9 protein-coding genes are annotated in these 12,738 nt (G+C 60.8%); 6 read left to right on the forward strand and 3 right to left on the reverse strand.

Going from position 1 to position 12,738, the window contains the following annotated elements; all coding sequences use genetic code 11:
* Positions 1–110: 110 nt before the first annotated feature.
* The 3 genes from P9292_RS35240 (at position 111) to P9292_RS35250 (ending at position 5,159) form a co-directional block, all read left to right on the forward strand.
* On the forward strand, positions 111–2,033 hold the full coding sequence (locus P9292_RS35240) for a PrkA family serine protein kinase (protein ID WP_244827879.1): 1,923 nt from the start codon (positions 111–113) through the stop codon (positions 2,031–2,033).
* A 181-nt stretch (positions 2,034–2,214) separates the two neighbouring features.
* The gene (locus P9292_RS35245; RefSeq protein WP_244827878.1) at positions 2,215–3,480 is read left to right on the forward strand and encodes a YeaH/YhbH family protein; all 1,266 of its coding nucleotides are present in this window, start codon (positions 2,215–2,217) and stop codon (positions 3,478–3,480) included.
* 155 nt (positions 3,481–3,635) lie between these two features.
* Positions 3,636–5,159: a SpoVR family protein gene (locus P9292_RS35250; protein WP_409014977.1), complete on the forward strand. Its 1,524-nt coding sequence runs from the start codon at positions 3,636–3,638 to the stop codon at positions 5,157–5,159.
* Between the two features lie 64 nt (positions 5,160–5,223).
* Here the strand turns inward: P9292_RS35250 and P9292_RS35255 are convergent, their stop codons facing one another.
* Positions 5,224–6,282 (reverse strand): AI-2E family transporter, encoded by a 1,059-nt coding sequence (locus P9292_RS35255; protein WP_244827876.1) that lies wholly within the window; start codon positions 6,280–6,282, stop codon positions 5,224–5,226.
* Between the two features lie 258 nt (positions 6,283–6,540).
* On the opposite strand from P9292_RS35255, the gene rarD reads away from it, so the two are divergent.
* Positions 6,541–7,416: an EamA family transporter RarD gene (rarD, locus tag P9292_RS35260; protein WP_250492390.1), complete on the forward strand. Its 876-nt coding sequence runs from the start codon at positions 6,541–6,543 to the stop codon at positions 7,414–7,416.
* Here rarD and P9292_RS35265 read toward each other — a convergent pair whose 3' ends face one another.
* Positions 7,417–8,412, reverse strand: a complete 996-nt coding sequence (locus P9292_RS35265; protein WP_309842846.1) for an aldo/keto reductase — start codon at positions 8,410–8,412, stop codon at positions 7,417–7,419.
* Between the two features lie 86 nt (positions 8,413–8,498).
* Positions 8,499–9,953 carry a DHA2 family efflux MFS transporter permease subunit gene (locus P9292_RS35270; protein WP_309964296.1) on the reverse strand — a complete coding sequence of 485 codons (1,455 nt, stop codon included), beginning with the start codon at positions 9,951–9,953 and terminating at the stop codon, positions 8,499–8,501.
* A 91-nt stretch (positions 9,954–10,044) separates the two neighbouring features.
* Here P9292_RS35270 and P9292_RS35275 point away from each other — a divergent pair, with 91 nt between their 5' ends.
* Positions 10,045–10,905, forward strand: coding sequence for a LysR family transcriptional regulator (locus tag P9292_RS35275; protein WP_309963740.1), 861 nt, complete (start codon positions 10,045–10,047; stop codon positions 10,903–10,905).
* Between the two features lie 185 nt (positions 10,906–11,090).
* A complete protein-coding gene (locus tag P9292_RS35280) occupies positions 11,091–12,719 on the forward strand; it encodes a tannase/feruloyl esterase family alpha/beta hydrolase (protein ID WP_309963742.1) in 1,629 nt (542 codons plus the stop codon).
* Positions 12,720–12,738 lie beyond the last annotated feature (19 nt).

Consider the following 12,738-nt stretch of genomic DNA (forward strand, 5'->3'; position numbering starts at 1 on the left):
GCAAGTGCGTGAAAAAAAATTCGAAAGGGTTTAGGATGAATTCAAGCGATGTCGTTTCGATTACGCGCGTTGCGCACGGCATAGCTTTCTGACTTCGGCGAGGAGGTAGCATGGATATCTACAGCAGTTTCGCGACCCGCTTCGAAAAAACCCGCGAGGAGGAATTCTCGCTCGAAGAGTATCTCGCGCTCTGCAAGGAAGATCCTGCCACATATGCAACAGCGGGCGAACGTATGTTGACGGCCATCGGGGAACCCGAGTTCGTCGACACGAGACTCGACCCGCGGCTTTCGCGTGTGTTTGCGAACAAGGTCATCAAGGTGTATCCGGCATTCCGTGAGTTCTACGGAATGGAGGAAGTGATCGAGAACGTCGTGTCGTATTTCCGGCACGCGGCGCAGGGTCTGGAAGAGAAGAAGCAGATCCTGTATCTGCTGGGTCCGGTGGGCGGCGGCAAGTCGTCGATCGCCGAACGTTTGAAGCAGCTTGCCGAGCGCGTCCCGTTCTATTCGATCAAGGGCTCGCCCGTCAACGAATCACCGCTTGGCCTCTTCGATTACGACGAAGATGGTCCCGTGCTCGAGGAGCAATACGGCATTCCGCGCCGCTATCTCAAGAGCATTTTGTCTCCGTGGGCCGTGAAGCGCCTGCACGAGTACAACGGCGACATCCGCAAATTCCGCGTGGTGCGTCGCTATCCTTCCATTCTTCGTCAGATCGGCATTGCCAAGACCGAGCCTGGCGACGAGAACAATCAGGACATCTCCTCGCTCGTCGGCAAGGTGGATATCCGCAAACTCGAAACCTATTCGCAAGACGACGCGGACGCATACAGCTATTCGGGTGGCCTGTGCCTCGCCAATCAGGGCATGCTCGAATTCGTCGAAATGTTCAAGGCGCCGATCAAGGTGTTGCACCCGTTGTTGACGGCTACGCAGGAAGGCAACTTCAAGGGCACGGAAGGCTTCGGCGCGATCCCTTTCGACGGCGTGATTCTCGCTCACTCGAACGAGTCGGAATGGAAGGCGTTCCGCAACAACAAGAACAACGAGGCACTGCTCGATCGTATTTTCGTCGTGAAGGTGCCGTATTGCCTGCGCTACGGCGAAGAGGTCAAGATCTACGAAAAGCTTCTGCGTAACTCGTCGCTGGCCGAGGCGGTATGCGCGCCAGGCACGCTCAAGATGATGGCGCAGATGGCCGTGCTCACGCGCTTGGCTGAACCTGAAAACTCCAGCCTCTTTTCGAAGATGCAGGTGTACGACGGCGAGAACCTCAAGGACACGGACCCGAAGGCGAAGTCGTATCAGGAGTACCGCGACTTTGCCGGTGTGGACGAAGGCATGACAGGCGTGTCCACGCGCTTCGCGTTCAAGATCTTGTCGCGCGTCTTCAACTTCGACTCGTCGGAAGTCGCGGCGAATCCGGTGCATCTCATGTACGTGCTTGAACAGCAGATCGAGCGCGAACAGTTTCCGCCGGAGACGGAGCAGAAGTATCTGTCGTTCATCAAGGACGTACTGGCTTCGCGCTACGCCGAATTCATCGGCAAGGAAATTCAGACCGCTTATCTGGAATCGTATTCGGAGTATGGACAGAACATCTTCGACCGTTACGTGACGTATGCCGACTTCTGGATTCAGGACCAGGAGTTCCGCGATCACGATACCGGTGAGAGTTTCGACCGTGCCTCGCTCAATGCGGAACTGGAAAAGATCGAAAAGCCGGCAGGCATCAGCAACCCGAAGGATTTCCGCAACGAGATCGTGAACTTCGTGTTGCGTGCGCGGGCGGCCAATGGCGGCAAAAACCCGGCGTGGATCAGTTATGAGAAGCTGCGGGTGGTGATCGAGAAGAAAATGTTCTCGAACACCGAAGAACTTCTGCCGGTCATATCGTTCAATGCGAAAGGTTCGGCCGAAGAGCAACGCAAGCATGAAGACTTCGTCAATCGCATGGTCGCGAAGGGCTATACGCCGAAGCAGGTCCGGCTGCTCTGCGACTGGTATCTGCGCGTGCGCAAGTCGTCGTAAGCAGGACGCATGCTGTAATGTAGGTCCGCGCCGCTCGGGACCGAAGTTTGCGCCGCAAGGTGTGACTTCCTGAGCGGCAAAGCGGGCACTTTGCGAGAGAGAGACGCTGGCATGCCCTTCGCGGCACGCCCAAGGCTCGCGCAGCGCCTCGCATCCTCGCCATCAACGCGGGAGACTGAATGTGCTGCACCAGATCATCGACCGCAGGTTAGCTGGTAAGAACAAGAGCATCGCCAATCGCGAGCGCTTTCTGCGACGCGTCAAGAACTACATTCGCCGCGCGGTTTCGGACGCGGTGCGCGATCGCAGCATCAAGGATATTCAGAGCACTCAGAGCATCACCATCCCCAAGAAGGATATCGCCGAGCCCTCGTTCCGTCATGGACCGGGCGGCAAGCGCGAGTATGTTCATCCGGGCAACGCCGACTATATTCGCGGCGACAAGATTCCGCGTCCGCAAGGCGGTTCGGGCGGCGGCGGCAAAAGCGCGAGCAACGAAGGCGAGGGCCAGGACGACTTCGTGTTCGAACTGTCGCGCGAAGAATTCATGCAGTACTTCTTCGACGATCTCGAACTGCCGCGTCTCGTGAAGACGCAACTGCTCGCGGTGCCCACGTGGAAGAACGTGCGTGCGGGCTGGGCGGCGGAAGGTACGCCGAATAACATCGACGTGGTGCGTTCGCTGAGGAGCGCGCTCGGGCGGCGTATCGCGCTCGGCATGCCGCTCACCGCGCAACTGCGCGAGATGGAACGTCAGCTCGAAGCACTCAAGAGCGATAACGCCGATCCCGAAGACATCGCGCGATTGGAAGCGGACATCGTGATCCTGCAGGGCCGGATCACGCGTATCCCATTCATCGACCCATTCGATCTGCGATATGTGAATCGCGTCAAGCAGCCCACGCCGTCGAGCAAGGCGGTCATGTTCTGTCTGATGGACGTTTCCGGCTCCATGGACGAGCAGCGCAAGGACTTGTCCAAGCGCTTCTTCATTCTCCTTTACCTGTTCCTGCAGCGGAACTACGAGAAAATCGAAGTGGTGTTCATCCGCCATCACACGCGAGCCGAGGAAGTGGACGAAGACACTTTCTTCCATTCGACCGAAAGCGGCGGCACCGTGGTGTCGAGCGCGCTCGAACTCATGAAGAAAATCATGGACGAGCGTTATTCGCCGACAGAATGGAACATTTACGGCGCGCAAGCATCGGACGGCGACAACTGGACCGACGATTCCCCCAAGTGCCGCAAGCTCCTTTCGGACGACATCCTGCCGAAGGTACGTTATTTCGCCTATATTCAAGTTGCGCCAGAAGAGCAAAATCTGTGGGTGGAATATGCGCAACTTGCGCTCGGCGCGCCTGAACTGGCCATGAAGAAGGTGGACTCCGCCGCGGACATCTACCCCGTGTTCCGCGAACTCTTCGAAAAGCAACAGGCGGCTGCATGACGAAACGGAATGTGCAGAAGGAAGCGCGCAAGGCTCGACCGGATGGCACGGACGATCGTGCGGTTGCATCGACGTTGGAACTGGAAGAAGGGAAGGAAGCAGACAAGGATGTAGTCGAAGACAAGGCGTCCGAGGAGACGCACAAGGAAGGCAGGATGAATGTTGCAGAAAAGCGGCCGCTGCCGTGCCCGTCCGACTGGACCGTCGAGATGATCGAGGAATATGACGCCGAGATATCGCGCGTCGCCAACCGATACGGGCTCGACGTCTATCCCATTCAGCTCGAAATCATCAGCGCCGAACAGATGATGGATGCTTATGCCTCCGTCGGCATGCCGGTGAATTATCGGCACTGGTCCTTCGGCAAGCACTTCTTGTCGACCGAGAAGAGCTATCGGCGCGGGCAGATGGGTCTCGCGTATGAGATCGTCATCAATTCGAACCCATGCATTGCGTACCTCATGGAAGAGAACACGATGACGATGCAGGCGCTCGTCATCGCGCACGCGGCCTATGGGCACAACTCCTTCTTCAAGGGCAATTACCTCTTTCGGCTGTGGACCGACGCGCACGCGATCATCGACTATCTCGTGTATGCGAAGAATTACATCGCCGAATGCGAGGAGCGCTTCGGGCTGGATCGCGTCGAGGAACTGCTCGATTCCTGCCATGCGCTGATGAATTACGGCGTTGATCGCTACAAGCGCCCGCAGAAACTTTCGCTTGCGAAGGAAGCCGCGATGCGGCGTGAACGCGAGCAATATCTGCAGTCGCAAGTCAACGAACTCTGGCGCACCTTGCCGAATCGCAAGGCACAGTCCGCCGAGGAAATCGAAAGCCGTTATCCGCCGGAGCCGCAGGAGAACTTGCTGTACTTCGCGGAAAAGAACGCGCCGCTGCTCGAACCGTGGGAGCGCGAAGTCATTCGTATCGTTCGCAAGGTCGGGCAGTATTTTTATCCGCAGCGGCAGACGCAGGTGATGAACGAAGGCTGGGCCACGTTCTGGCACTACACGCTGCTCAACACGCTCTATAACGAAGGCCGGCTCGAAGACGGCTTCATGATGGAGTTCCTGCATTCGCACAGCAACGTGGTGTATCAGCCGCCCGTGACGAAGCCGTATTACAGCGGCATCAATCCGTACGCGCTCGGCTTTTCGATGATGAGCGACATTCGCCGCATTTGCGAAAGCCCGACGGATGAAGATCGCGAGTGGTTCCCCGAACTCGCGGGCAGCGACTGGCTCGAATCGCTGCACTACGCCATGCGCAACTTCAAGGACGAGAGCTTTATCGCGCAGTATTTGTCGCCGCATCTGATCCGGGAAATGCGCCTCTTCTCGATTCTCGACGACGACATGCGCGATTCGCTCGAAGTCTCGGCCATTCACGACGGCAGCGGTTATCGCTATGTGCGGCAGGCGTTGTCGCGCCAATACGACATACATCATCGCGAGCCGAACATTCAGGTCTATTCGGTGAACACGCGCGGCGACCGCAGTCTCACGCTGCGCCACTTCATGACGGACAACCGGCATCTGTCGAACGACAGCGACGAAGTGCTCAAGCACATGGCGCGCTTGTGGCAGTTCGACGTTTATCTGGAGAGCGTCGATGAAAATGGCACGGTGAGAAAGCGCTTCGACTGTCGGTACACGCCGCCGAATCACGCGCGCTGATCGGTAGCTTTAAAGAAAAACGGCTCCTCGCGGAGCCCTTTTTTTTTCTTGTCCGAAGCAGGCTTCAGATTTCCTTGCCTTCCTCGTCTTGCGTGAAGATGTCCCAGCTTGCCATGAAGAGCGCTGCAACCAGCGGCCCGATCACGAAGCCGTTGATGCCGAAAAGCGCCATGCCGCCGAGCGTCGAAATGAGCACGACCCAGTCAGGCATCTTCGTGTCCTTGCCGACGAGAATCGGGCGCAGGACGTTATCCACGAGACCGATCACGACCACGCAGAATCCAACCAGCACGAGCCCTTGCCAGATCTGGCCGGTCGCGAAGAAGTAGATCGCCGCGGGCGCCCAGACCAGCGCCGCGCCGACCGCGGGCAGGAGCGAGAGAAACGCCATCAGCACGCCCCACAAGAGCGAGCCGTTGATGCCGAGAATCCAGAAGATGAGCCCGCCCAGCAAACCCTGCGCGGCGGCGACCGCGATATTGCCCTTGACCGTCGCACGCACGACGGTCGTGAACTTCGCGATCAGATGCTGCTTCGGCGCCGGATCGAGCGGCAAGGCGCGACGGATGCGCCGGCCGATCTCGCCGCCATCGCGCAGCAGGAAAAACACCAGATACAGCATGACGCCGAAGCTCACGACGAACTGGAACGTGTTCTGGCCAATGGACAACGCCTGCGCCGCCGCGAACTGGCTGATCTGCGCCGCGCCTTCCATGAGTCGACGCTGGATGCCAGGGATATCGTCGAGACCGTAGCGCCCGAGCATCTGCTGCACCGAAGTCGGCAGCGCATGCAGCACGTGCTGAAAGTACACTCCGAAATTCAGGTCGCCGCTCTTGATGCGCGCGTAGACAAGCGCGATTTCCTGCACGAGCGTCACGGCCACCACGGCCAACGGGATGATGACGATGAGAATCGCCGCAGCCAACGTCGTCAGCGCGGCGAGGTTGCGCCGCTTGCCGAAGCGCACGGTGAGCCAGCGCTGCATTGGCTGAAACAGGATAGCGAGAATCGCGCCCCAGAAGATCGCGCCGAAGAAGGGCAGCAGCACCCACGCAAGCGCGAGCGTGACGACGAACAACAGGATATGAAAGAAGCTTTGATGGACGGACTGATTATTCATTGGGACCGGTTAAGCGGAAGGGGAGCGGGCAGCGCCGCTCGAGTTCGCGCATGCTAGCACGCGGCTGCCGACGTCATTCGTGCACTGCGTTGGAGCGCTGTTTCGACCGGCGCTTCGGTCAGCGTTCAACCATTGACACCGCTCTCGACTAAAATCCGGCTTTCATTCCTTGCGGACCGCTTCCGGTCTCAATCGAGCCGGATGCAAGAGCAATGCGCGTTCCACGTGCGTGGCACGGTGCGCTTTACGTATCCAACAATGAATCCTGGTGTCGTCTACGCATTCGCGGCCTTCGCGCTTTGGGGCCTGTTTCCGATCTACTTCAAGGCGTTGCATTCGATTAGCGCGCTAGAGATGCTTGCGCACCGCATGGCCTGGTCGCTGATCTTCCTCTTCATCGTCCTGACGGTGCGGCGTCAGTGGCGCTGGCTCGGCCCGGTGCTGCGCGACAAACGTCTGCTTGCGCGCTTCGCGGCGAGCGCCGTGTTGCTATCGACGAACTGGGGCATTTACATCTGGGCGGTAAATGACGGGCGAATCGTCGAGGCAAGTCTTGGCTACTTCATCAATCCGCTCGTCAACGTGCTGTTCGGAATGGCCTTCCTGCACGAGCGGTTACGGCCGATGCAATGGTTCTCCGTTGTCATCGCCGCGCTCGGCGTGCTGTGGCTCACCTGGGTGAACGGCGCGCCGCCCTGGATCAGTCTCGCGCTCGCGTTGACTTTCGGCGGCTACGGGTTGTTGCGCAAGACGGCGAAGCTCGGCGCGCTCGAAGGGCTCACGCTCGAAACCATGTTGCTGTGTCCTGTCGCGCTGCTTTATTTATTCGTGCTCGGCGCGAACGGACATAGCGGTTTCCTGGATGCGTCCGTGGGCATCGAGGTGCTTCTCGCGGCGGCCGGGCCGATCACCGCCGTGCCGTTGCTGTTGTTCGCGGCCGGCGCGCGGCGCATTCCCTTGTCGATGCTCGGCCTGATTCAGTACATCACGCCGACGCTGCAGTTGCTCATCGGCGTGGTGATTTATCAGGAGGCGTTCGGGCATGACCGTCTGATCGGCTATGGCGCGATCTGGGCGGCGTTGGCGATTTATTCGCTCGAAGGCTTGTATCGGGCGCGGCCGGGGCGAGGGTGATCAACGCAACGCGTCACCCCATCGGTACTCCACCGTCAGATCGTCGAGCTTCGCCTTGAGTTCGGTATCGATCGGCTGCTCCACTGTCGCGAGCGTCTCGTCGAGCTGTTCGACGCGGCTTGCACCGATGATCGCCGAGGTCACCGCCGGATTCGCCAGCACCCATGCAAGCGATGTGCTCGCAAGCGACCGGCCGTTTTCCTTCGCCACATCTTTCAGCTTTTCGATGGTCTGGAACTCGCGCTCATGCCAGTAGCGCTGCTGATACATTTCTCCCGCCTTGCCGACCGTCGCGGTAAAGCGTCCGTCCGAAGGCGCGGCGTCGTGCTTGTGCTTGCCAGTCAGCAAGCCACCCGCGAGCGGGTTATACGGAATCACGGCGAGCCCCTCTTCCACCGTCAGCGGCAGCAGTTCACGCTCGATCTGGCGAAACAGCAGGTTATAACGCGGCTGAACGGAAACGAAGCGGGCGGTGCGCAGTACATCGGCGCGACCTAGCGCACGTGCGAGCCTGTACGCCAGAAAATTCGATACCCCGACATAGCGTGCCTTGCCGCTTTTCACGATGGTATCGAGCGCTTCGAGCATCTCGTCGAGCGGCGTGTCGCGATCGTCGTTATGCAGTTGATAGAGATCGACGTAGTCGGTGCCAAGACGCTTCAACGACGCATCGATTGCATCGAGCAGATGCTTGCGCGATGCGCCCTGATCCCATGTAAGCGGCCCCATCGCGTGCACGGCCTTGGTGGCGAGAATGTATTGATGCCGCCGGCCCTTCAACCAGCGTCCGACGATTTCCTCGGTGCGGCCCGCGAGGTCGTTCGTCGCGCCAAGCGGATAAACGTTGGCGGTGTCGATGAAATTGACGCCCGCCTCGGCCGCGCGATCCATGATGGCGAACGACGCGTCTTCCTCCGTCTGCAAACCGAAGGTCATCGTGCCGAGGGTGAGACGCGAGACGGTGAGACCGGTGCTGCCGAATTTGCGATATTGCACGATTGCGCTCCCGAGGTTGAATAGCGATCGACAGGATAGTCTTTATGCGTGCCGCGCGCTCGGGGCTACCCGGACGCACGCCGATATCAGCGCGCGGCAGGCGCGGGCGCGGCGGCGCGCGGCGCGTTGTCGAGCCGTCTGAACACGAGACCCGATAGCAACGTCACCACGCCCATGCACAGGAAGCTCAGTCTGAAACCGATCGCGCCCGAGCCGAACTGATGCTCGAACACCTGCACGAGCGACCCGCCGATCGACACGCCAAGCCCGATCGCAAGCATCTGCACCATCGAGAAGAGGCTGTTGCCGCTGCCCGCATCCTTGATGGAAAGGCCCTTGAGCGTGACGCTGTTCATCGCCGCGAACTGCATCGAATTGCAGGCGCCGAAGAGCGCGAGAATGACGATCTCCACGACGAGCGGCAGCGACGGCGAAAACAACGCAAAGCCGATGATCGACGCGCCCACCAGCGCCGTATTCACCAGCAGAAAATTGTCGTAGCCGTAGCGCTTGACGAGGCCCGCGATCCAGCGCTTCGACAAGGTGCCCGCGAACGCGATAGGCAGCATCATCAAGCCGGAATGCAGCGGGCCGTAACCGAGTTCGAGCTGCATGAGAAGCGGCAACAAGAACGGCACCGCGCTCGACCCGATCCGGCAAACCAGATTGCCGATCAGCCCGACGCTGAAGTTCGGCTCGCGAAAGAGCGCGAGATGAAAGAGCGGATTGCGCTTTCTGCGCGCATACGGGATATACGCGAAGGCCGAGACGGCGGCCACGACGAACAGCGCCGCCGACACGAGCCCGCGATGCGTTTGCACCGGACTATCCAGCGCCAACGAAAACGCCACCATGCACAGGGACAAGAGCCCGCAACCGACGAAATCGAAAGGCGGCGCGTTCCTGATGGCGTCGTCGGGAAGAAAGCGCCGCACGGCATAAAGGCCGACCGCGCCGATCGGCACGTTGATCAGAAAGATCCAGTGCCACGTGAACGACTGAACGAACCAGCCGCCGAGCGTCGGACCGAGAATAGGGCCGACCTGTCCGGCAACCGAAATCATCGCGAGCGCGGACACGTAGGCTTCGCCCGTCATCGTGCGAAGAATGGCAAGGCGGCCGATTGGCAGCAACATCGACCCGCCGATGCCTTGCAGCACGCGCGCCATGACGAGTTGATCGAGCGTGTGGGCGCTCGCGCAGGCAAGCGAGCCGATCACGAACAACGTGATCGCGACGAAGTACACGCGCCGCGTGCCGAAGCGGTCGGCGAGCCAGCCCGAAGCGGGCGTGAAAAGCGCCATCGTGAGCGTGTAGGCGACAACGATGGACTGCATCGCGAGCGGCGCCGCGTGCAGATCGCGGGCGATGGACGGCAGCGCCGTATTGACGATGGTCGTGTCCAGCGCCTGCATGAAGAAGCCCACGGCGACGATCCAGAGTAGAGCCGTGTGCGATGACAGTTTGTTCATTTGAGGGGCGAAGTGGCAGGAGCGGCGCGCCGCGAAAGCCTGACGAAAGGCCAGTGAAAAGCCCGTCAGCGCGCATTGCGAAATGTTAATGACTCCGCGCGCTATCGGGAAGACCGCTAACCGCATTGACTGTGATCGTGATTTCCGATCACAATGCCGCATGCTGAATCCCGTGTGGCTGACCACCTTCGCGACCGTGGCCACGTCGCACAGCTTTACCGACGCCGGCCGTCAGCTCGGTCTGCGCCAGTCGAGCGTCTCCGAGCACATTCGACGCCTCGAAGAAAGCGTCGGACGAAGGCTCCTCGTGCGCGATACCCATTCTCTCGCGCTCACGGCCGACGGAGAAGCCATGCTCGTTCACGCCCGCGTGATTCTCGAAGCGATGGCGCATGCGCAATCGCAGTTCAGTTCGCCGCGGCTGCGCGGACGCGTGCGGCTCGGTTCATCGGACGATCTGGCGCTCGGGCCGCTGCCGAGCGTGCTTGCCGCCTTTCGCGACACGCATCCGGATGTCGAACTGGAGATCACCATCGGCATGACGGGACGGCTGTATCAACTCGTCGATGCTGGCGAACTCGATCTTGCCGTCGGCAAGCGCCGTATCGGCGATGCGCGCGGCACGCGGCTGTTCAGCGGCCGACTGGAGTGGCTTGCAAAGCCAGGCGCCATCGTCGATACGACTCAGCCCTTGCCGCTCATCTTGGTCGCCGAGCCGAGCGTGACGCGCGCTGTGGTACTCGATGCGCTCGCCATGGCCGGCGCGAGCTGGCAAACCGTCTGCACGAGCAGCAGCCATGCGGGCTGCATCGCGGCGGCGCGCGGCGGACTCGGGCTCACGGTGCGTTCGCATTTTCTGGCGGGACGCGGACTCGCGCCGCCTGTGAATCGCGAAGCGTTGCCGGGATTGCCGGAGGTGGAGTTCATCGCGTTCGGCGCGAAACATCTGAGCCGGCCCGCCGAGACCCTGCTTCAGTTGCTCGAAAGCAGCGACCTGCGCGGCGAATGGGACGGCGAATGAACGCTTCGACCAGAAGCGAAAGAGGGCAGGCGCGAGATGTGCGGCGGTTGTGCCGCAACAACGTGCAGCCGGTGCGATTGGCCTTCGCCGATCGCTTCTTATATATTGAGCGGCGTTCGAAGCGGCCAACCCATCTCGTGTCACGTCTTCGCTGTCTTTCATCTAGCTGTCTCGCGGGCCGGTCCATGAGGACATGGCGGCAGTTGCTCGTCTTCTTGGCGCTCGCCTTGCCGTTTGCGGGCGCGCATGCCGCCACGTATCTCACGAAGCATTGCGAAGACCTCGGTGGCAAGACGGTGCCCGCATCGATCATCGGTCTGCCGACGCGCGGCGCGCTGATCGAGAGCGCGTCCGTGACGAAGGCCGCCGCGCCGGGCAATCGCAACGGCGAGTATTGCCGCGTCACGGGCATCATCCGGGCAATCCAGGACAACACGCCCGACATCCGCTTCGAAGTGAATCTGCCAAGCCGATGGAACGGCCGCGCGTTGCAGATGGGCGGCGGCGGCTATAACGGCACGCTCGTCTCCGGCACCGAACCCATGCCTTTCGCGCCCGACTCGACGCCGCTCGCGCGCGGCTATGCGACCTTCGGCTCCGACTCGGGGCACTCGGGCAACGCGGGGCGCGCGGACTTCGCCGTGAACGACGAAGCCATCGTCAACTTCGGCTTCGCGCATCTCAAGAAGACCCGCGATGTCGCGCTCGCGCTCATCCAGATGGGCTATGGACGTTCGCCCGAGAAGACGTACTTCGCGGGCGGCTCGACCGGCGGACGCGAAGGCTTCACGGTCATCGAACGCTTTCCGAACGATTACGACGGCGTGATCGCCAATGCGCCGGCTATCAACTTCTCGGGCGTGCGGCTGATGGGCGTGAAAGTCGGGCAGGCGTCCTATGCCAAGCCCGGCGGATTCGTCGGCCTCGCGCAGCAGCGGCGGTTGTTCGAAACGGTCGTGCATGAATGCGACAAGCTCGACGGCGCGGCCGATGGCATCGTCGGCAATGTGGAAGCTTGCCGGAAGCTCGAGCCGCAGATCATCGCGTCGTTGCGCTGCGCGAACGGGCAGCGGCCTTCACTGCGCGACAGTTGTCTTTCCGACGTGCAGATCGAGACGCTCGAACTCCTGCGCGATGGCCTGAAGCTGCCGTATCCGCTCGCGTATAACGTCGATACTTATCCGGGCTACAACGTGTTTCAGGGCGTCGATTTCTCCGGCACGCTCGGTCTCGGCGATTCACCCACGCTGCTTTCGCCGCCAACCTTCGGCGCCAATGGCTATCTCTTCGCGCAAGGCGACGCGTATATCCGCCACTTCGTCACGCGCGATCTCTCGTTCAACTCGCTCAATTTCGACCTGAACGATCCCGCGCGCTACAAGCAACGGCTCATCACGCTCGCCTACACGGTCGGCGCGATGAACCCGGACTTCGCGGCATTCATCGCGCACGGCGGCAAGCTGATTGCAATGCACGGACTCTCCGACGAAGTCATCAGCCCGAACCAGACCATCGCGTTCTTCAACGGGCTCATCGAAAAGTACGGCCAAGACAGCGTCGATTCCTTCATGCGGCTTTACATGGTGCCGGGTTTTCAGCATGGCAACGGCGTGTTCATTCCCGCATGGGACGAACTGGGCGCGCTCGACGAGTGGGTCACGAATGGCACGGCGCCCGAGACGCTCATCGGCAGCGACATTGCGCCGGCCACCAACGGACGCACGCGGCCGATCTGCCGTTACCCCGGCTATCCGCGTTACCTGGGTAAGGGCAGCATCAATGTCGCGGCGAACTTTCGCTGTGTCTTGCCTTGAATGCCTGCCTTGAGCGCCC

It is taken from the genome of Caballeronia sp. LZ001, assembly GCF_031450875.1.
Lineage (GTDB): Bacteria > Pseudomonadota > Gammaproteobacteria > Burkholderiales > Burkholderiaceae > Caballeronia.

What these genes read in the sequence shown, in the direction of transcription:
- P9292_RS35275 (WP_309963740.1), top strand. Translation starts at nt 10,045, where the DNA reads ATGCTGAATCCCGTGTGGCTGACCACCTTCGCGACCGTGGCCACGTCG.
- P9292_RS35240 (WP_244827879.1), top strand. Translation starts at nt 111, where the DNA reads ATGGATATCTACAGCAGTTTCGCGACCCGCTTCGAAAAAACCCGCGAG.
- P9292_RS35250 (WP_409014977.1), top strand. Translation starts at nt 3,636, where the DNA reads ATGAATGTTGCAGAAAAGCGGCCGCTGCCGTGCCCGTCCGACTGGACC.
- P9292_RS35255 (WP_244827876.1), bottom strand. Translation starts at nt 6,282, where the DNA reads ATGAATAATCAGTCCGTCCATCAAAGCTTCTTTCATATCCTGTTGTTC.
- rarD (WP_250492390.1), top strand. Translation starts at nt 6,541, where the DNA reads ATGAATCCTGGTGTCGTCTACGCATTCGCGGCCTTCGCGCTTTGGGGC.
- P9292_RS35280 (WP_309963742.1), top strand. Translation starts at nt 11,091, where the DNA reads ATGAGGACATGGCGGCAGTTGCTCGTCTTCTTGGCGCTCGCCTTGCCG.